This is a genomic window from Bacillus sp. RE35 (genome assembly GCF_052146655.1).
Taxonomy (GTDB): domain Bacteria; phylum Bacillota; class Bacilli; order Bacillales; family Bacillaceae_G; genus Bacillus_A; species Bacillus_A cereus.
Window position 1 is genome coordinate 3,596,004 of record NZ_CP197377.1, and the last position, 21,649, is coordinate 3,617,652.

A 21,649-nucleotide genomic window follows, 5' to 3' on the forward strand; every position below is an offset into this window, starting at 1 on the left:
ACTCTTTTTTTCACATTTGTAAATAGTTTAACTTTAAATATTCTTACTTTTTTATTTTAGTAGGATTTATCCCCCATCTACTATATGTACATACTATACACCTTATTCTCCTCTATTTAACCATACTAAAAATTAGTATTTTAAGCTCACAAAAAAGCATTTCAAAGTAGCTTAGCTACTTTGAAATGCTTTTTTAACTCTATTATTTTTCAGTTACATATGCCCATTTAAAGCTATATTCCGGACTGATATTATGTTTTACAATACCTTTAATATTTTGTTTTAGAACATATGCATCACCACGTTGATATAAAGGTACAAGTGCTACATCTTTCTCAAGAAGTAATTTCTCAGCTTTTCCTAGCTCTTCCCAACGTTTCTTCGCGTCACCCATTAATTCAGTGCCAGCTTTTTTAATCATATCATCATACTTAGAATCAGCGAAGCTCATTTGGTTATGAGAATGATTAGACTGGAACATATCTAAGAATGTCATTGGGTCAGCATAGTCAGGTCCCCAACCAGCATATGATAAATCATAATCTTGCTCTGTTTCTAGTTTTAGTTTTTGTTTGAATGGCTGAAGTTTAATATTAACTGTTACACCTTTTAAATTTTTCTCAATTTGGTCTTTTACATATTCCCCTACTTTTTTCGCATTACCAGTATCATAGTTTAATAACTCAATTGTAACTTGGTCTTTACCAAGTTCTTTTTTCGCTTCTTCCCAGGCTGCAGCAGCTTTTTTCGCATCTGGTTTGATACCATTTTTAAATGTTTCTTGGAAGTCTTTTCCGTCTGGTCCAGTCGCTAACCCTTTCGGTACTAAGAAGTCTGCTGGTTTAGATCCGTCATTTAAAATAACGTTTGCTAAGTTTTTCTTATCGATAGAAAGCGCGATTGCTTCACGTAATTTCTGACTCTTTAATGGTGTATCTTGTCCACCACGTTTTTGATTCATACGTAAGAAGAATGTACTTACTTGTGAGTATGTGCCAAACTCCTCTTTGTTATTTCTATATTTGTCAACGAATTCACCTGATAGAAGTGCGAAATCAATTGCACCTGTATCAAATAAGTTAACCCTTGTATTTATTTCTTTTACTACACTATAGTTGATTTCATCTAATTTTACAGTCTTTTTATCCCAATATTGATCATTTTTCTTTAGTTTCCAGCCTTGCTCATGCTTCCAATCAGTAAGAACGAATGGTCCGTTATATACTGTTGTATCAGACTCTAAACCGTATTTATCACCTTTTTCTTTTACGAACTTCTCATTTAATGGATAGTACGATGGGAACGCTACTAAGTTTAAGAAGTATGGTACCGCTTGTTCTAATTCAACTTCTAATGTATAGTCATCTACCGCCTTAACTCCTAGTTCAGTTACTGGTTTTTCACCTTTATTAATCGCCTCTGCATTTTTAATTGGGAATGCGATAAACGCATATTCTGCAGTTGTTTTTGGATCTAATAATCGTTGCCATGCATAAGCAAAGTCTTTTGCTGTTACAGGATCACCATTTGACCATTTTGCATCTTTACGTAGTTTAAATGTATATTTTTTACCATCTTCACTTTTCGTACTAGATTCTGCTGCAGCTGGGATTGGTTTATTATCTTTATCTAATCGATATAACCCTTCCATTGTGTTCCCTAAAATTTGAGAACCTAATGTATCTGTATTTTTTGAAGTATCCATTGTTGGGATCTCATTTGTTTCTGTACGATTTAACACTTGTTTTGCTGCTAATTTTTCCCCTGATTTACTATCTCCACTAGAGCTAGAATTTGTGCTTGTCTTCTTATCTCCACCTGATGTAGAACATGCTGTTAACGCCATGCTCATTGCTAAAACCGGTGCTACAACTGCTGTTAGTTTTTTCATTTGTTTCTTTTTCATTTTGTACCCTCCCTAATTCTTAACGATAGCTATTAAAGAATTTTCTGATAATTCTGTTTTTCTCTATATATTTATCAGACGATTCTTACTAATTCTTATTCTACTAATTTTTTAATTTTTGTAAAGTATTATTATTGAAAATTTTTAAAAAATTATTTTTTTACAGTAATATTCATAAAAATTCCATATTTTGTTCAAACCTTATTTCGCATTCATACACATTCGTTGTTTTAATCACTTTCATCTCATTTACCACTTGAATACTTGTTAATTATTGCTAATAAATAATGCATATATCTAAAAACATCTTTTCTACAAAAATAAAAAAGTCAGCAAAGCTGACTTTTTACCCGACCATTTTTTCTCTTTTCATTTCCTCTACTACTCTCGTATACTTCTCATCATCAAATTCATTTTCACTTTTCGCAACAACTACAGTTGCAATACCGTTACCAATTAAATTGACGATAGCACGTGCTTCTGACATGAAACGATCTACACCAAGTAATAACGCTAAACCTTCTAATGGGATAACATTCATTGCCGATAGGGTAGATGCTAGTACAATGAATCCCCCGCCGGTTACTGCTGCTGCTCCTTTAGATGTAACTAACAAAATAGCTATTATAGTTAATTGTTGACCTAGTGAAAGATCGACGTGAAAAACTTGCGCTAAAAATATAGTTGCCATTGATAAATAAATCGTTGTTCCATCTAAGTTAAAAGAGTAACCTGTTGGAATGACTAAACCTACTACCGGCTTCGAACACCCGAAGTCTTCCATCTTTGTCATCATCCGCGGCAGTACTGATTCTGACGATGATGTCCCGAGAACAATAAGTAATTCTTCTTTAATATACGCTAAATATTTCCACAAACTAAATTTATACAATTTACAAATAAAATTTAAAACAATAAAAACAAATAATGCCATTGTCGCATATACACAAATCATTAATTTACCAAGTGGTATGAGCGTGCTTAAACCATACTTCCCAATTGTAAATGCCATCCCACCGAATGCTCCAACTGGTGCTAATTTCATTACAATTGATAAAATGTTAAAAAATACTTTCGATAATCTTTCAAAAAAGTCAATAACCGGTTGTCCATTTTTTCCTAACATCGTTAACCCTGCTCCGAATAAAATGGAGAAGAACAGAACTTGTAAAATATCACCTTTGGCAAATGCTTCAAACATGTTAGACGGCACGATATGTAAAAAGAAATCCATCCATTTCATTTCTTGCCCACTTTGTACATATTGTGAAACATCTCCGCCTTTTAGTTTTGAGGGATCTAATCCATCTCCTGGACGTACAACATTCGCTACGATGATACCAATAATTAAAGCCGCTGTTGTAACAATTTCAAAATATAATAGTGCCTTCCCACCAACACGGCCTACCTTTTTCATACTTCCCATACTTGCAATACCGAGCACAATTGTTAAAAAGATAATCGGTGCAATAACCATTTTAATCATATTGATGAATGTTTCACCAATTGGCTTCATTTGTTGTCCAACACTCGGCCAAATTGCCCCTACTGCAATACCACAAATAATGGCCACAATAACTTGGAATGTTAAATTCTTTACGATTCTCATTTTTGATACTCCCCTGTATTTTCATTTCTCCCATACTATTTCAATAATTGCTAATGATATATTCTATGTAATAGCCCCCTGTTATTTAACTTAAACTATAACTTTATGTTACACTATTATCTTAAAATTTAAAATAGTATATAATATTTACGAATAAAAGACATACTATTTAACGTAATAAAAAAGCAGACATTACATCTGCTTTAATTCTCCTCAATCTGTTTTTCACTTAATCCTAGATGTGTTCTAAGAGTATTACTCAAACTCTGTAGATCTTTTTTATTAGGATTATAATAATATACACGTTGCCCGTTTGGGCCATTAGGTAAGTATAAATCATCACCAGCTAATTGTATTTTTTCAACTGAACCGTTTAAACCGTATTTATAAAAAGATAAAATATCATCCATTACTAAATTTGTTTTAAAATCACCATCAACCGCCTCAACTATTTTTTCTAGCTTCGTAATCGATCCTACACTTTTTAATTTACTTAAAATCGCTTCAATAACAAGTTGTTGGCGCTGTCCTCTCATTGCATCACTATCAATATGGCGCGTTCTTGCTAGTGCAAGTGCTTCTTCCCCATTTAATTTTTGTAATCCTTTTTTCAAATGAATCGCATCAGGTTCATCTTTACTATTTTGCTCCGTAAATTCAACTGGGACATCCACTTCAATACCATCTAACCCATCAATAATTTTAGTAAAGGAACCAAAATTAAATTTCACAAAATAATCAACAGGCACCTGTAACAATTTTTCTACCGCTTCCACAGAAGCTTGCGGTCCTCCATCTTTACCATTTTTAACGAAACCACTTCCATATGCATGGGTTATTTTATCTTTTTTCTTTTCAACTGGAACATATGTATATGTATCACGCGGTATGCTCGTTAATTTCACTGTTTTATCGTCTTTATTAAAAGTCACTAACAATAATGCATCTGTATGAAATGCACCATTATATTCCTTTTGTCGTTCTTGATTTTCATCAATTCCCATAATTAAAAGTGAAACATGATTTGCAATTGGCTTTACAGATTTCTCACGTAAATTGGATTTTTCACCTCGTGCTAAATTCAAATTAGATTTTTGTACAAGACTAGAAGTTTTCATATATACATAGGCCCCATAGCCAATTCCACCAAATAGTAATACCGCCAGTAGTAAACTTATTATCTTTTTCTTTTTATATTTTTGCTTATTTTTCTCTTCTCTTAAAGATGAATGATTCCCCATTTACTCTCCTCCTGTTTCTATTCATCCAATATGTTTTTCATTTTTTCATATTTAGCGCTATCCTTTTGAAACATACTTTCTTTCAATCCCTTATCTATTTGTATCCATTCAGTCGTAACTGAATATTGAATCAAGCCTTCTTGAAAACTAAGAAATTTCAACATAATCCCTGTATTTTTCTCCACAACCATTTCGAATTTCCCTCTTAAATCTTCAGAGGTGCTAACAGGCATCTCTATGTTTATAACTCCTTCAATTTTGTAACAATCTAATCCAAGATATTTCGTTTCTTTATAATTCCAATCTTTATATCGAATTAATAAATCTGCGAATTCTGATTGAATACTATATTTAGCTAGCCCTACATATTCATCATCATATCTCTTTTTCTCATCTGATTTTCTCACTAACCTTTCCGTAGGATTTAATTTTAATAGTTCATTGTTTCTTTCTTTCGGGTTCCATTTTGTCTCTTTATAGGTATACTTCTCATCATCAAACTCTTTTTTCTTCTCCTCGTTATATATAATTGTTCGTTTTTTGGCTAGTTTATCTTCTTTCGAAGAGATACCTCTTTGTTTCTCCGTATCAATCGCATACTTATATGTTGTAGCAATTCTTGATGAGCTAGAATATTCCTCAAATTGTCCTGAAATATTTTTAAAATAATCAATAGAATCTAGCATTTTTTGATGAATCTTTTCTTTATCTGGATAATGTACATTCGATTTTATTTCTTCTTCATTTTCATAATCAGAAAACGCTTTTTTCTTTACATATTCAAATACTCCACCATTTTGCGCAAAACTTTGTATAGAAAACTCAGACATAGATACCACTGAAAGTATACAAACCGCTGCACTAATTATCATCATATGAATTTTGTAACTCTTCTTTTTTACCTTAAGATTATGTAGCGTGCTATTAATCTTTTCATTTAACTCTGGAGGTACTATAACATTTTCATCTTTTATTCTCTTTTTTAATTTCTCATCAAATAATTTTTCATTATCCATCCTTTACACCCCCTATTCCATCTTTAATCGTTTTTGTAGTTGTTCCCTCGCACGTGATAATCTTGATTTCACTGTTCCTTTCGGTATTTCTAACAGCTTTGCTATACTCTCTTGATGCATGTCTTCATAGTAATAAAGCACCGTAACAGCTCTTAATTCTTCATGTAACGATTGAATCGCATTACACAAATCTATATCTTCATACTGATCACACGCACTCATAATGTAATCATTCTCTTCTGTCACAATTACATTTTTATACGCTCTAATAATATTGTTACACTCATTTATTAGTATTCGAATTAACCAAGTTTGAAAAAATTCTTCTTTTTTTAATTTTTTTATATTTTCATAGGCTTTTAAAATTGTTGTCTGTATCGCATCCTCTATATTTGTCTCATCACGTAACATCGCCTTTGCTATTCGATACATCTTCGCTTTTTCTGTATGTATAAGCGCTATAAAGGCTTCATGATCACCTTTTTTCGCTAAAGAAACATCCGTTTCTTCTTTTACAATCATTTTATATAAAGGGATTACTTTCACAATTGCTCCTCCTGTTTCATCCTCACTTCATCACTTCCAATTTAACTTTACATGTATTAGACGTATGAACCTAGAAAAAGGTTCATTTTTTTGAATATTTTCTTAATTAAAAAGATAAATATCCTTTATAAGTGTTATGCGATAAACATACTAGTTTAAATTTACAAATAAAAAAAGCCCACTTTCTCAGTGGACTTTCTACTCTATAACGGTAAATCCCTCTTCCTAAATAATACAATCGCTACGATAAAAATACAAAGCGCTACAGTAGTTAAACCTATACTTACCGGCCATATATTATATGATCCTTCAGCAATTTCTTTCGGACGAAACAGCGTGAATAATGATAGGTTTTTCATCCATTCTAACTTATCACTTAACTTCCCTACCATATCCAATACGAAAAATAAAATAGTTAAACTCGCTGAATAACTTAGTGCTTTTCTTTCGTCATTACATATACAAGAAAAGAAAAATGAATACGCACTAATGACTAAAAATATGAGCCCTCCGACTACATTTATCTTCAAAAATAATTCTTTATTTAAGTTGTTATCTTGTAAAAACCATTCTGCACCTACTAACCCAGCTACATACGTAACAGATACAATAATTAGAAGTCCCAATATGAGAACAGCAGCTTGTGTAATCGCAATTTGCACTCTAGATACAGGTGTTGCTAGCAAGTATGCCATTGCTCCTTTATCTACATGACGAGCAATTAAATGTGTCGCAACTGTTACGCAAAAAATTGTTAAAATGATAATAAACAATAGACTATAGTATTCGCCCGCTAGAAAATCCATTACGTTTTGAATCGGACTTTCCATACCAACGATTTTTTTCACACTATCAGGCATGGCAGCTATTAATTCATTTAGCCCTTTCGCTGATACCATTGACGGGAATATCCAAATTAATAACCACAGATATAAAGCTGCACCAGACGCATAACTCAAAATACTTTTTTGTGTTTCTTTCAAACTAGCTAAAAATAATTGCTTATTCATGCGTTACCCCTTCTTCCTTATCGTAATAATGCATAAATAAATGTTCTAAATCCATCGCTCTCGTTTGAAGTGCCGTTACATTATAGTTTGAAAGTGTTTGTAAAACAGTTTGATAGTTTCCTTGTACAATGATAGATGCCTCTCTACCTTTTACCGCTTCAAATTGCAAATTACACTTTGTAAGGGACTCAATCTCTTCTTGTGATGATACTGTTACATCTATCACCTGTCTTCTCATACTTTGTAAATCGTGAATATTTTCAACCGTTACGAGTCGACCATCTTTAATAATAGCTACTCTGTCACAAGTTCTCTCAATTTCAGTAAAAATATGTGATGACATTAGGATTGTTTTTCCTCTTTGCTTTTCCTCTAATATTAAATCTATAAACACTTGTTGCATAAGTGGATCAAGTCCAGATGTTGGTTCATCTAAAATTAACACCTCTGGATCGTGCATAAATGCAGCGACTATCCCTACTTTTTGCTTCATTCCTTTAGACATTTTGCGAATCGGTGTTTTCACATCAAATTGCAGACGCTCTATCAGTTCATCTCGTCTTTTCGTATCCTTTAATCCACGCATTCCCTGCATTAATTTTAAAAACTCTAATCCATTCATTCCTTCAATAAAAGAAATTTCACCTGGCAAGTAACCAACTTCCCTTTGAATTTTCGCTGCTTCATTCCAACAATCTAATCCAAAAATTGTCGCTTTACCAGCTGTCGGTTTTATAAATCCCATTAAATTACGAATCGTCGTTGATTTTCCGGCACCATTCGGTCCTAAATAACCAAATACTTCTCCCTCTTTTACATCAAATGTAATATGAAACAAACCTTTTCCATTCGAAAACTGTTTTGTGACATCTTGAACTGAAATCATAATTCCACCTCATTTTTTGAAATATTTAATGTTTGATATTTCAAAATTATTGTACTCCTCATCTTCCATATTCGCAACAACTTTTTGAAATATTTATTAGTCCATATTTCAAAATTATTGTTTTCCATTATTTTTTCTTGTATATTTTAAGTGAGGTGATTGCATTGAACGGCTTTGAAAGAGTAAAAGAAAAGAAAAAGCGTGCCATTAAAGAAGCAGCATTCGTATTATTTTCAGAACGTGGATTTAATGAAGTGAAAATAGAACATATCGCAAAAGAAGCAAACGTTTCTCAAGTTACAATTTATAATCATTTCGGAAGTAAAGATGCGTTATTTAGGGAGCTTATACAAGAATTTATCATATCTGAATTTCAATATTATAAAGAGCTTGCAGAAGAAAAATTACCTTTTCATGATATGATGCAAAAAATGATTGTAAGAAAAATGAATACTGGCGGATTATTTCAACCTGATATGTTACTACAAATGATGCAAAGGGACGAAGAACTCCGTAAGTTTATTTATAGTTATCAAAATGAAAAAATCCTACCCTGGTATTTAGAAATATTAGAACAAGCTCAGCGCAAAAACGAAATTAATCCACACCTTACTAAAGAAATGATGTTACTTTACATTCAAATGTTTACAAAATTAGGTGATGAATTTGGAGCACAACTTCTTGAAGGAGATCGGGAAAAACATATAAAAGATATCGTTACGATGTTCTTTTATGGACTGTCCGTCCCAGAAAAATAATTGTTTCTAAAAAACAAATACAATCACCAAAAAGCCCTTTGGATATTTAAATCTCAAGGGCTTTTTCATATCAAATAAATAGCTAAAACTAACTTTATCTTAAAGAAGTTAAATGCTGCTTTATAGATAACACCTTATTATAGATTAACTCTTTTAGCATAACAGGCTGAATTGAAATAATCGTTTCACCGAAATTCAGAAAATAATTTGAAATAAAATCAGATTCTTGCTTGTTAAAATAGCCTGTTATAATGTCATTTTCCTTTTGCAACCTCATGGAAGGGTAATTCTCTTTATCAAAAATGTCTTTTCCTTTTTGATTAACAATGACGCTAAAATCAATTGCATCAGACTTTCTGTGAAAGGTAGTAAGATAACTTAATAATTCTTCAAGATTTTTTGGATGAACATTGCTTGTTTCCACAATAGAAAGAATTTTATCACATCTAATTATTTGAACATGATTTGTCTCAAAATTAAAGATTTTAGCATACCACTGGCCAAATTTAGATTCTATTCGAATAAATTGGGCAACCAATGCTTTCTCCTCACCTTTTTTTAAATATGTTAAATGATAAACTTGCTCAGCAAAAATTCCCTGTAAAATTTCTTTTAAGAACGGACTAAAATTACTATGATTTGTTACTTCAAAGGAAAGCGTTCGTTCCATAATTGAAATATTTTTACTCACATTATCAGGTAATACATGTTTAAATTTATTTTCAAGCGCAATACTTTCTACATTAAATGGTTTTGTCTTGTATCCATTTAGCGTAAGAATTGAAAAGTATAACGCATACATTTCATCCACACTAAAATAAATTGGCGATAACACACTATTTTCTATAATTTTATAACTTCCATTTCTACCTAATTCAGAATATATGGGTACACCTATTTCTTCCAATGATTGAATATCTCGCAACGCAGTACTTTTAGAAATATCATATCTAGCCATTAAATCTTTTAAATTAAAATATCTTTTATTATTTAAGAAAATAAGCATGTCATTTATTCGTTCAGTTTTTTTCATATTTCCCTCCCAAAAAGGTATCATGTATTGAAACCTTTTTAATCTATATTATAATTATCAACTAATAAAGGAGTTATATATTTATGACATTAGAGATAGCTATTTTTCTTTCAATGAACGGGCAAGCAAAGGAGGCGATTAACTTTTATACACGTAATTTAGAAGCCAAAAAATTAATGATTGTTACGTATGAAGAACTGGCGAAAAGAGATAGTTCTTTTAAAATTACAAGTGAAAATAAAGATCATATTGCTCACTCTGTTTTACAAATTGGGAATACAAAGCTAATGATAGCAGAAGATACAATGAAGCATAATGAACGTTATAACGTTGGAAATAACATGTCACTTTGCATTCAAAGCGCTAATTTAGAAGAAATACAACGGTTTTATAATAATTTAATTTCCGATAAGCATGTGAAAATAATCTCTCCGCTAGAAAAAAATATATTTAGTGAAGCATATGGTATTATTGAAGATCCTTATGGCATACAAATCCAATTAATGTATGATAAACGACTAAACTAATTAATTAATCATATTCACATATTCCTAATAAAAAAGACACGAATTTCGTGTCTTTTTATTTTATAGAAATGACTCTACCCTTTTCACTACTTTCAATCGCTAATTGAATCATTTTAATAACATCTAAACCTTCTTTTGCTGTTACAGGTAGTTCCTCACCATTTAATATACTATCTCGTACACCTTTATAATAATTGTCATAACAACCGACTTCTGTTGGAATACGCTCTAAGCTTTCTTCTGTTTCTAAAGTAGCAAAATTCTCTTCATCGTCTACTCCATAACCGTTATCACCTGGCTTCATTCCATTTTTTAATTGCTCTTCCTGCGAATCCATACCGTACTTCACGATAGAACCTTTCTCTCCATGCACTATAAAATGTGGTCCAGCTTTTTTCACATAACTGCTACTACGTAAAATGACACGTTTAACTCCGTAATGAAGCACTATGTGGAAATAATCATCCACCTCTGCACCTGGTCGTTGTTTTATTACATCTGCACTTATCGCATCTGGTTTCCCGAATATTGATAACGCTTGGTCAATTAAATGCGATCCTAAATCGTATAATATACCGGAGCCTGGTAGATTTTTTTCTCTCCATCGATCACGTACATGTGGACGGAAACGATCAAAATTCGATTCATATGCGTATACATTCCCTACTCTGTTTTCTCCTAACAATTTCTTAATTGTTAAGAAATCATTATCAAAACGACGATTATGATATACGCTTAACATTACATTATGCTGCTCTGCTAATGAAATAAGCTCTTCCCCTTCTTCAATTGAGACAACAAATGGTTTTTCTACAACAACATGCTTACCTTTTAAAATTGCTTCTTTTACATATGGAAAATGAGTTGTATTAGGTGATGTAATAACAACTAAGTCAACATCAGCTCGCTTCACCAATTCATCAATTGTACTAACAACATTAGCGTTTGGTAATGTGTCTTTTACTACCTCTTCTTTTGAGGATAATACAGCACGAATATCATATTCTTCTATTGTTTGTAATAGTGGGATATGAAATGTCGTACTAGAAAAACCAAATCCTACAATCCCTACACCTATTTTTTTCATGTTGCCCCTCCATTTGTGCCGCTTTAACGAGCAGTAAGATTCCTAACCCAAAATTCAGTGAAAGCTAAGGAATTAGGTGAGGAATCAACTGCTTGTTAAAGCCCGATTAGTTGAACTTTATGAGAACGATTTCATTCAGTTATTATAACAAGATTATTATTATTTACATAATAAATTGCCTAGAAAAAAGCATCTTGCTACTATTCATAGCAAGATGCCCTCTTTATTCTGGTCTTTTCTTCGTCCACGTTTCTACTACTTCACCAGTATCATTAACATCTAGCACAAGGCTACCATTACTATACCGGTCTTTATTTCGATACGCTTTCGGATCAATTTCTTCTACAATGTTTTTCTCTGTCTTCATGTAAACTAATTCATCGTCCCGAACGATTTCAATACCGACAATGCGGTACGGATTACGTTTTAATTCTTTGAAAATAACAAGACCTCGCTTCGCCCTCGTTGATTTCTCAATTTCTGATGCTTTTAGGCGTTTTACAGCACCGCGCTGTGTTACGAGAATAAGTTGATCTTTGTCACCATTTAACGGTTTACCAGAAGCGACATAGTCATCTTCTTTTAAATTAATTGCTTTCACTCCAGCAGCTCTTACACCGACTGGACTTACTTCCTCTTCATGGAAAATAAGTGCATATGCACCGTGTGTAGCAAGAACGATATCACTCGTTCCATCTGTCGCAAATATATCGACAACTTCATCATCTTTTTTCAAGTTTACAGCAACGAATGCTCTTGAATAACGCTGAACTTTATATTGATTTAATTCTGTTTTCTTTATCATACCATTTCTTGTTACAAATACGATAAATCGTTTTTCTTCCTCAAAGTTCGGTACAACCGTTGCCCAAATGATTGTTTCATCCCGGTCGAGTGAAACGATATTAGCAACGTGCTGACCTAAATCTTTCCAACGAATATCTGGCATTTCGTATACTGGCAGATATATATAGTTTCCTTTATTCGTAAATAAGAGGACTGTCTCTGTCGTATTCGTATCGAATCGTTCAAGTAAGATGTCACCCTCTTTCATACCGAAGTCTTTGCCGTTTGAGGCATTATGTGAGCGCCATCCAGTACGTTTCACATATCCTTCTTTCGTTACAGTAACGATGACATCTTCTTGTGGGATCATCACTTCTACATCGATTTTAATTTCCTCGATTTGATCTTCAATAATAGCGCGTCGATCATCACTATACGTTTTCTTAACTCTCTTTAAATCAGTTTTAATTACTTGAAGCAATCTTTTTTCACTTTGTAAAATTGCCTGTAGCTCAATAATTTTCTTATTAAGCTCATCTGCTTCTTCTTGTAACGCCGTAATGTCTGTATTCGTTAAGCGATATAATTGCAAGGAAACAATTGCTTCTGCCTGTGCTTCTGTAAAGCCAAATTTTGCACTTAAATTATCTTTCGCGTTACGTTTATCTTTTGAAGCTCGAATTGTCTCAATTACTTGGTCTAAAATCGATAATGCTTTCTTTAAACCTTCTACAATATGTTGACGATTTTCTGCTTTTCTTAATTCATATTGCGAACGTCTCGTAATAACCTCTTTTTGATGTCCAATATAAGCATCTAAAATTTTCGGTAATGTCATAAGTGTTGGACGACGATTATTGATCGCTACCATATTAAAGTTATATGGAATTTGCAAATCTGTATTTTTATATAAATAATTTAAAATACCTTCGGAGTTTGCTTCTTTCTTTAATTCAACAACAATTCGTAAACCAGTACGATCTGTCTCATCACGCACTTCAGCAATACCATCTAACTTTTTATCTAGACGTAATTCATCCATTTTCTTTACAAGGTTTGCCTTATTCACTTCGTAAGGAATTTCAGTGATTACAATTTGTTGTTTCCCACCGCGCACTGTTTCAACTTCTGCTTTTCCGCGAATAATAATTTTACCTTTACCTGTTTCATACGCCTTTTTAATACCATCAATCCCCTGAATAATACCACCTGTTGGGAAATCTGGTCCTTTCATAACTGTTAATAAATCGTCAACAGTACTATTTGGCTTATCGATACGCATCATTGTAGCATCAATAACTTCTCCAAGATGATGCGGAGGAATTTCTGTTGCATAACCAGCGGAAATCCCTGTAGATCCGTTCACTAATAAATTCGGGAACGCTGCTGGTAATACAACTGGTTCTTCACTCGTATCATCAAAGTTTGACACGAATTCAACTGTTTCTTTATCAAGATCACGTAATAATTCAGATGCGATTGGTGATAAACGAGCTTCCGTATAACGCATCGCTGCCGCTGGGTCCCCATCAACACTACCGTTATTACCATGCATTTCAACTAAAACATTACGTACTTTCCAAGTTTGGCTTAAGCGTACCATTGCTTCATATACAGAGGAATCTCCATGTGGATGATAATTACCGATAACATTACCTACTGTTTTAGCTGATTTACGAAACGCTTTATCATGTACATTACCTTCTACATACATAGAATATAAAATACGTCTTTGTACTGGCTTTAAGCCATCACGTGCATCTGGAAGTGCACGATCTTGAATAATATATTTACTATAACGTGCAAAGCGATCACCTAACACGTCTTCAAGCGGGAGGTCATGAAACTTCTCTGCTTGCATGTTATTCCACCTCCGTCTCCATAATCATTTCATTTTCTAAAATATTTCCTTCTTCTTGCATACCAAACTGTACATTACGTTCAATCCATTTACGGCGCGGTTCTACTTTATCGCCCATTAATGTTGTAACGCGACGCTCTGCTCTTGCTGCATCATCAATTTTCACGCGAATTAATGTACGCGTTTCAGGATTCATTGTTGTTTCCCATAATTGATCCGCATTCATTTCACCAAGTCCTTTATAACGTTGTAACATATAGCCTTTTCCAACTTTTTTCGTTACACCGTCTAATTCCTCATCTGACCAAGCGTATTCAATTACCTCACTCTTACCTTTTCCTTTACTTACTTTGTATAAAGGAGGAAGTGCGATAAATACTTTACCAGCTTCGATAAGTGGCTTCATATATCTGTAGAAGAACGTTAATAACAATACTTGAATATGAGCCCCATCCGTATCGGCATCGGTCATAATTACAACTTTATCGTAGTTAATATCTTCAACATCAAATTCATTTCCTACACCGCCGCCAATCGCATAAATGATTGTATTAATCTCTTCATTTTTAAAGATATCAGCAAGCTTTGCTTTTTCTGTATTAATTACTTTACCACGTAACGGTAATACGGCCTGGAAACGTCGGTCTCGTCCTTGTTTCGCAGAACCACCGGCAGAGTCACCCTCTACTAGGTACAGTTCATTTTTTTGCGGGTTACGTGATTGTGCAGGTGTTAATTTCCCGCTTAACGTACCTTCTGATTTTTTCTTTTTCTTACCACTACGCGCTTCTTCTCTTGCTTTACGGGCTGCTTCACGGGCTTGTGCTGCTTTAATTGCTTTTCTCACAAGAAGTGTAGCTACATCAGGGTTTTCTTCTAAAAAGTATGCTAAATGCTCAGATACAATGGCATCAATTGAAGAACGCGCTTCACTTGTACCTAGTTTCCCTTTCGTTTGCCCTTCAAACTGAAGCACTTCTTCTGGTACACGTACCGAAACGATAGCCGCTACACCTTCACGAATATCTGTACCTTCTAAGTTTTTATCTTTTTCTTTTAATAGTGCTACTTTACGAGCATACTCGTTAAACACACGCGTCATCGCTGTTTTAAATCCAGCTTCGTGTGTTCCACCATCTTTTGTACGTACGTTATTTACAAACGAAAGAATATTTTCTGAGTAACCATCATTAAACTGGAATGCTAGTTCTGCTTCAATCCCGTTTTGTTCACCAGTGAAATATACAACCGGGTGAATTGAATCTTTTTCTTCGTTTAAATATGAAACGAAAGCTTCGATTCCTGTTTCATAATGAAATATATCTTCTAAATCATTACGTTCGTCTTTTATCGAGATTTTCATTCCTTTTAATAAGAATGCAGATTCACGTAATCTCTCACATAATGTTTCATAATTGTAATTTGTCGTGCTGAAAATCGTTGTATCTGGTTTGAAGTGCATTGTCGTACCAGACTCTTTTGTTTTCCCGATTTTCTCTAACGTTGTTGCAGGAACGCCACCATTTTCAAAACGTTGTTCATAAATGTTACCATCACGCTTAATTGTTACTACTAACCATTCTGACAAAGCGTTTACAACTGATGCCCCAACACCGTGTAAACCACCACTCGTTTTATAGCCACCTTGACCAAACTTACCACCTGCATGAAGTACAGTTAAAATAACTTCAGGTGTAGGTTTCCCAAGTTTATGCATTCCCGTAGGCATTCCTCGCCCTTTATCTATAACGCTAATACTATTATCTTTATGTATTACGACTGAAATTTCGTCGCCAAATCCCGCTAACGCTTCGTCAACGGAGTTATCTACTATTTCATATACTAAATGATGCAATCCACGGCTATCCGTACTCCCGATATACATACCCGGGCGTTTTCGAACGGCTTCAAGTCCTTCTAACACTTGAATCGCATCTTCATTATATTGGAACTGATGCTTCGCCAAACTCCTTGCCCCTTTCCTAATCCAAAATCAGAACATATGTTTCTATTATAGAATAACGCCTCGACTATCGTTTTGGCAAGTTATCTTATCTCTTTTATATACCATCTTCAATAGAAAAATCCTTGTTTTCTCACAAGGATTCCTCTAGGCTACTATTTCAGAAAAATAATCGTTTGTCAACGAGAAATGGATATGTATTCCAAGATTACACATTCCAAACCTTTATTATGATCCAAATGATCAAGATCCAAAATGGGATTACAAATAACAATCCCCAAAAACAGCCTTTAAAAAATCTCATGATGAACACCTCGTTCATCGGCCCTACTTATCTATAATGAGGGCTGAATCAATCTTTCTACCTTTAAATCTATACTATTTTGTCATCGCATGTTCTACTTTAATACAACGATCCATTATTACAGTATAGTCTTTTTCTTTTAAAAGTTTATATGTATCCTCATCTTGTACTCCTAATTGTGCCCAAAAAACATCTGCATCAATCTCTACAAATTCTTTTGCAACATCCATTAAAAACTCTGAGCGACGAAATACATTTACAATGTCAACGTGTTCCTTAATATCCTTTAGTGAAGAAACTGCCTTTTCTCCGAGCACCTCATCTACTGTCGGATTAACTGGAATAATGCGGTATCCAGCATCTTGCATTGCTTTTGAAACCATATACGATGTACGTTCTGGCTTATCTGATAATCCAACAACCGCAATTATTTTGCTTTTCTTTAACACTTCACCAATTTCCGTACGAGTTGGGTTTTCAATTGTCATAATTAATCCCTCCTATTCCTTTAGTATAGCCGATAAAGAAAGTCTCTTTCAATATGAAAGAGACTTTCTTTTATTTCGATTATTGATTCTTTGTAGCTGAATTATCTGCTAAAGTAGCCGATTTCGTCATTTTTTGACCGTTACGGTAGAATGTAACTTCTACTTTCTCGCCTACTTTTTTCTTTTCATATAAATATTTACGGAATTGAAGAGCATTCTCTACTTTTTGATTATCTAATGCTACTACAATATCATATTGCTCTAAACCAGCTTTTTCAGCTGGTGATATTGGGTAAATTTTACCTAATACAACGCCGTTTGTTACTTCTTTCGGTACTTTCAATTGATTGACTGCATAAGCTTGCACATCTTCTAGTGAAACAACACCTACTCCAAGAGCTGGACGTTTTACTACTCCATCTTTTTCAAGAGATTCAATAACTGGTTTTGCGATGTTAATTGGAATAGCAAATCCAATTCCTTCAACTTCTTGTTGTGCAATTTTACTTGAATTAATCCCAATTATTTCACCATTTTGGTTAAATAATGCACCACCACTATTACCTGGATTAATCGCTGCATCCGTTTGAATAACTTGTGCTTGCCAATCTGGTCGTTTATCCCCATCAATATCAACCGGAATTTCGCGTTCTTTACTACTGATTATACCTTCCGTTACACTTCCATCAAATCCAAGTGGATTACCGATTGCAATGGCTTTTTCACCCGCACGAAGTTTACTTGAATCACCTAAAGTGGCAACTTTATTTACATTAGATCCATCAATTTCAACAACCGCTAAGTCTAACCAAGGGTCCTTACCAACTAATTTCGCATCAACTTGCTTTCCGTCGCTCAGCTTCACAGCAAGTTTATTTGCTCCATCTACTACGTGGTTGTTTGTTACAATATATGCTTTATTTCCTGCTTTTTTATAAATAACACCTGATCCTGAACCGGCTTGTTGTTCTTGACCTGTCGGTTGCATTGCAAATGGATCAACACTTTGTTGCATATTAATAACACCTACAACAACATCTTTCGCCCCTTCAATCATACCAGGTAAATCAGTTTCATTTTTCGCTTTATTTACAACAGGAACTACAGTACCTTCTACTTTTGAATCCGAACTAAATGATGATACTGGCGCTCCATTATTTTGAGCCCATGGCATATATGGTGCTGCAAAACTAATCGAAACCGCTCCGACTACAGCTCCCACTAAACCTGTGAAGAAATAGCCTTTTTTACTACCTGATTTTCTCACTTCTCTCGTTTCACTATGCTCTTCATTTAAATTTGGTCCGTCGTAATATCCCATGTTTTATTTCCCCTCTCTGGTGAATTCGTATTTTCAGTATAGTCACGTTTTGTGTCCTTCTTGTGAACTCATCGTGAAATCCAATTAAAAAAATACACTTATCTAACATTGTAGACAAAAAAAGTATTTTTTGTACATTTTACCTTCAAAAGAGAGTATAAAATTACCATTTCCCTAGGCTAAATTACACAAATCGTTCTAGATTATTCTTCAAATTTATAACCAACTCGAATAACAGTACCGATATGCTTCGCTTTATCTCCTAGCTTATTTCGAAGTTTTTTAATATGGGTATCAACCGTTCGGTCATCACCGTAATAGTCATATCCCCATAACTGGTCTAATAAATGTTGACGTGATAACACAATTCCTTTGTTCTCCATTAAATACACAAGAAGTTCAAATTCTTTATGTGTCAATATAATTTCTTCTCCATCTACTAAAACAGTTCTAGATAGACGATTCACTTCTATTCCAGCTAAAGACATAGCATTTTCTTCCGCTACTCCTACCGCACCATCCGCACGTTTCAATAACGTCTTTGCACGAGCTACTAATACTTTCGGGCTAAATGGTTTCGTTACATACTCGTCTGCACCTAATTCGAAACCTAGCAATGTATCATCCTCATCCGAACGTGCTGTCAACATAATAATTGGTACTGCTGATTCTTTTCTAATTCTTCTACAAACAGACCATCCATCTATTTCCGGTAACATAATATCTAACATAATTAAATCAATTTCATGCTCTGCAAATAACTCTAACGCTTTTTTTCCATCTTCTGCTTCGATTACTTCAAAGCCTTCATTACGAAAATAATCACTAACAATTTCACGTAATCTTCTTTCATCTTCAACAAGCAATACCGTTTTGTTCATATAATCTATCCCGCCTTTTTACTCTTTCAATCGAATAATACGTTGATTGGAGCTTCCGCGAAATGGAAGTGTTAAATCTTTTTCCTCAATTTCAAACCTTCCATCGACTAAAACATCCCCATAATGTAACAACTCTATCATATCATTATTTTGAGAACTCTGTATCTCTTCTAACGTATAACCTGTATACATCCATAGGTTTTTTTTCAAATCTTTCACGATTTTTGCTACCATTTTCACTTCAGCAGCTTGAAAAAATGGATCTCCACCTGAAAATGTTACATCAGTTAATGGATTACTTGCAATCTCTTTCACAATTTCTTCTACTGTCATTTCCGTTCCGTTGCAAATATTCCACGATTTCGGATTGTGGCAACCAACGCAACGATGCGGACAGCCCGCAAAAAACACGACTGTCCGCAATCCTTCTCCATCTACTACACTATCATGAATAATATTCATCACTTTCATTTATGTTTCACCCGATCTATCTCTTCACTACGTTTCGCACTATTCCACTTTGACATATCTCCTACAAGATAGCCTGTTATACGGCGAATTCTTTCTATATTAGCCTCATCTTCATTCCCGCAACTTGGACATTCATTCCCAATAACCCCGTGATAACTACAGCACTTACAACGGTCAACAGGATGATTAATTGAACCGTATCCAACGCCATGTTCTGCCATGGCTTGTACAATTTGTTTTAATGCCTTTTTGTTATGCATTGCTGCTCCGTCTAGTTCAATATAAGTAATATGTCCCCCGTTACATAGAGCATGAAACGGGCCTTCTAAACGGATTTTATTTATCGCTTGAATGTTATAATAAACTGGAATATGGAATGAATTCGTATAGTAATTATGGTTCGTTATACCGCTAATCACGCCAAATTCTTTTCTATCTTTTTTCACAAACTTCCCTGATAATCCTTCTGCTGGAGTTGCAATTACTGAGAAATTCAGTTGATGTTCTTCTGTCGCTTTATCCATTCTATCTCTCATAAAGGAAATAATTTCATACCCAAGTTTCCATGATTCTTCATCTTCCCCATGATGCTTTCCTGTTAAAGCTACTAAACATTCCGCAAGACCGATAAAACCAATACTTAACGTCCCTTGTTTTAAAATCAAGGCTACGGAGTCTTCAGGCTGCAACGTTTCTCCACCACGCCATACACCTTGTGAATATAAAAACTGAAAATCTCTTGCTCGCTTCGTACATTGATACGCAAATCTTTCTAATAACTGCTTAATTCCTAAATCTAAATAATAGTTTAGCGCTTCAAAAAACGCTTCTTTTGAACCACTAATTAACGCTAATTTCACTAAATTAATAGACGTAAATGATAAATTCCCTCTACCAATCGCTGTTTCTCCTCCATGTATATTAGACATAACACGAGTACGACATCCCATGTAACATACTTCACTTTCTGGTCTTCCATCATAATGCACTGCATTAAACGGAGCATCTAAAAATGAAAAGTTAGGGAATAATCGCTCTGCGGTTGTCTCTAATGCTAATTCAAATAAATCGTAGTTCGGATCACTTTCTTCAAAATTCACACCTTTTTTCATCTTGAAAATTTGAATCGGAAAAATCGGTGTCTCTCCTTTACCAAGTCCAGCTTGTGTCGCTTTTAAAAGTTGTTTAATTAACATTCTTCCTTCTTTCGATGTATCTGTTCCATAATTAATAGAAATAAACGGTACTTGTCCTCCGCCCCTACTATGCATACTATTCGAATTATGAACGAAAGCCTCACACGCTTGATACGTATCATTTTCCGTTTCTTTCCATGAAAATTCTTCTATTTGCTCTTTCGTAAGCGGATATGATTGTAATCGTTTTTTATGTCTCTCAATTGTTTTTCGTACATAAGGTGCTAAATCAATATCAAAGAGTGCAAACGATTGACCACCATGCTGCATATTTTGATTCGCTTGAAAAATAATAGACGAAAGAGCCAATGCACTTTTAATGTCTTGCGGTTGTCTCATATGTCCATGTCCAGTATGAAAACCATTAGCAAGCATTTGCGCTAACGGAATTTGTGAACAAGTCGTCGTTCCTGTTGCATAAAAATCTAAATCATGTGGATATAATATATTTTCATTTATCGCTTTTTTCACTTGATCTGACAATAAATTCTCAACAGCATAATATTTTGCACTCTCAGATGCGAACGTTCCCATTACGCCCATTGGAGAGCGGCCGTCTACATTTGCATTTTCTTGCATCAAATCTTGTTCATTGCCGTGGACTATTGTCTCAAACACTTTCATTAATTCTTCTTCTCCACGTGTATTATTTTGTAACATTTATAACCCTCCACCAATATGTTGTTATCTTTTGATTAAAATGTTACTACATATAGTCTTACTGTTTCTGTGAGAAATGTAACATTACTGTGAAATTTT

Annotated in this window: 18 protein-coding genes; 2 read left to right on the top strand and 16 right to left on the bottom strand. The window is 34.1% G+C overall.

Annotation, left to right across the window (positions count from 1 at the left end; translation table 11 throughout):
- Positions 1–202 precede the first annotated feature (202 nt).
- The 7 genes from ACTL4X_RS18250 to ACTL4X_RS18280 form a co-directional block, all read right to left on the bottom strand.
- Positions 203–1,906 carry a peptide ABC transporter substrate-binding protein gene (locus ACTL4X_RS18250; protein ID WP_000730163.1) on the bottom strand — a complete coding sequence of 568 codons (1,704 nt, stop codon included), beginning with the start codon at positions 1,904–1,906 and terminating at the stop codon, positions 203–205.
- A gap of 346 nt (positions 1,907–2,252) precedes the next feature.
- Positions 2,253–3,515, bottom strand: a complete 1,263-nt coding sequence (locus ACTL4X_RS18255) for a dicarboxylate/amino acid:cation symporter (RefSeq protein ID WP_001223629.1) — start codon at positions 3,513–3,515, stop codon at positions 2,253–2,255.
- Positions 3,516–3,718: 203 nt separating this feature from the next.
- A complete protein-coding gene (locus tag ACTL4X_RS18260; RefSeq protein WP_086401153.1) occupies positions 3,719–4,756 on the bottom strand; it encodes an LCP family protein in 1,038 nt (345 codons plus the stop codon).
- Between the two features lie 17 nt (positions 4,757–4,773).
- The gene (locus tag ACTL4X_RS18265; RefSeq protein WP_086401152.1) at positions 4,774–5,772 is read right to left on the bottom strand and encodes an anti-sigma factor; all 999 of its coding nucleotides are present in this window, start codon (positions 5,770–5,772) and stop codon (positions 4,774–4,776) included.
- A gap of 12 nt (positions 5,773–5,784) precedes the next feature.
- Entirely contained in the window at positions 5,785–6,318 is a 534-nt protein-coding gene (locus tag ACTL4X_RS18270; protein ID WP_000864729.1) for a sigma-70 family RNA polymerase sigma factor, read from the bottom strand.
- A 203-nt stretch (positions 6,319–6,521) separates the two neighbouring features.
- A complete protein-coding gene (locus ACTL4X_RS18275) occupies positions 6,522–7,328 on the bottom strand; it encodes an ABC transporter permease subunit (RefSeq protein WP_001041427.1) in 807 nt (268 codons plus the stop codon).
- A complete protein-coding gene (locus tag ACTL4X_RS18280) occupies positions 7,321–8,214 on the bottom strand; it encodes an ABC transporter ATP-binding protein (protein ID WP_086401151.1) in 894 nt (297 codons plus the stop codon). The genes ACTL4X_RS18275 and ACTL4X_RS18280 overlap by 8 nt, the downstream gene beginning before the upstream one ends.
- 155 nt (positions 8,215–8,369) lie before the next feature.
- On the opposite strand from ACTL4X_RS18280, the gene ACTL4X_RS18285 reads away from it, so the two are divergent.
- Entirely contained in the window at positions 8,370–8,972 is a 603-nt protein-coding gene (locus ACTL4X_RS18285) for a TetR/AcrR family transcriptional regulator (protein ID WP_002041614.1), read from the top strand.
- A gap of 94 nt (positions 8,973–9,066) precedes the next feature.
- Here ACTL4X_RS18285 and ACTL4X_RS18290 read toward each other — a convergent pair whose 3' ends face one another.
- On the bottom strand, positions 9,067–10,029 hold the full coding sequence (locus ACTL4X_RS18290) for a helix-turn-helix transcriptional regulator (protein ID WP_441394938.1): 963 nt from the start codon (positions 10,027–10,029) through the stop codon (positions 9,067–9,069).
- A 59-nt stretch (positions 10,030–10,088) separates the two neighbouring features.
- On the opposite strand from ACTL4X_RS18290, the gene ACTL4X_RS18295 reads away from it, so the two are divergent.
- Positions 10,089–10,532 carry a VOC family protein gene (locus ACTL4X_RS18295; RefSeq protein ID WP_000171342.1) on the top strand — a complete coding sequence of 148 codons (444 nt, stop codon included), beginning with the start codon at positions 10,089–10,091 and terminating at the stop codon, positions 10,530–10,532.
- A 55-nt stretch (positions 10,533–10,587) separates the two neighbouring features.
- Here the strand turns inward: ACTL4X_RS18295 and ACTL4X_RS18300 are convergent, their stop codons facing one another.
- The 8 genes from ACTL4X_RS18300 to ACTL4X_RS18335 all read right to left on the bottom strand — a co-directional run bounded on the left by ACTL4X_RS18300 (position 10,588) and on the right by ACTL4X_RS18335 (position 21,550).
- On the bottom strand, positions 10,588–11,619 hold the full coding sequence (locus tag ACTL4X_RS18300) for an oxidoreductase (RefSeq protein WP_000719747.1): 1,032 nt from the start codon (positions 11,617–11,619) through the stop codon (positions 10,588–10,590).
- Positions 11,620–11,842: 223 nt separating this feature from the next.
- Positions 11,843–14,266: a DNA topoisomerase IV subunit A gene (parC, locus tag ACTL4X_RS18305; RefSeq protein WP_001147471.1), complete on the bottom strand. Its 2,424-nt coding sequence runs from the start codon at positions 14,264–14,266 to the stop codon at positions 11,843–11,845.
- 1 nt (position 14,267) lies between these two features.
- Positions 14,268–16,232 carry a DNA topoisomerase IV subunit B gene (gene parE / locus ACTL4X_RS18310; protein WP_001062194.1) on the bottom strand — a complete coding sequence of 655 codons (1,965 nt, stop codon included), beginning with the start codon at positions 16,230–16,232 and terminating at the stop codon, positions 14,268–14,270.
- A 375-nt stretch (positions 16,233–16,607) separates the two neighbouring features.
- Positions 16,608–17,021, bottom strand: coding sequence for a CoA-binding protein (locus ACTL4X_RS18315; RefSeq protein WP_000151376.1), 414 nt, complete (start codon positions 17,019–17,021; stop codon positions 16,608–16,610).
- 79 nt (positions 17,022–17,100) lie between these two features.
- A complete protein-coding gene (locus tag ACTL4X_RS18320) occupies positions 17,101–18,342 on the bottom strand; it encodes a S1C family serine protease (RefSeq protein WP_000542646.1) in 1,242 nt (413 codons plus the stop codon).
- Between the two features lie 203 nt (positions 18,343–18,545).
- Positions 18,546–19,223, bottom strand: a complete 678-nt coding sequence (locus ACTL4X_RS18325; protein ID WP_001044679.1) for a response regulator transcription factor — start codon at positions 19,221–19,223, stop codon at positions 18,546–18,548.
- Positions 19,224–19,241: 18 nt separating this feature from the next.
- Positions 19,242–19,694, bottom strand: a complete 453-nt coding sequence (gene nrdG, locus ACTL4X_RS18330; RefSeq protein WP_000867081.1) for an anaerobic ribonucleoside-triphosphate reductase activating protein — start codon at positions 19,692–19,694, stop codon at positions 19,242–19,244.
- Entirely contained in the window at positions 19,691–21,550 is a 1,860-nt protein-coding gene (locus ACTL4X_RS18335; protein WP_086401149.1) for an anaerobic ribonucleoside triphosphate reductase, read from the bottom strand. Before ACTL4X_RS18335 ends, nrdG begins: the two co-directional genes overlap by 4 nt.
- Positions 21,551–21,649: the final 99 nt, after the last annotated feature.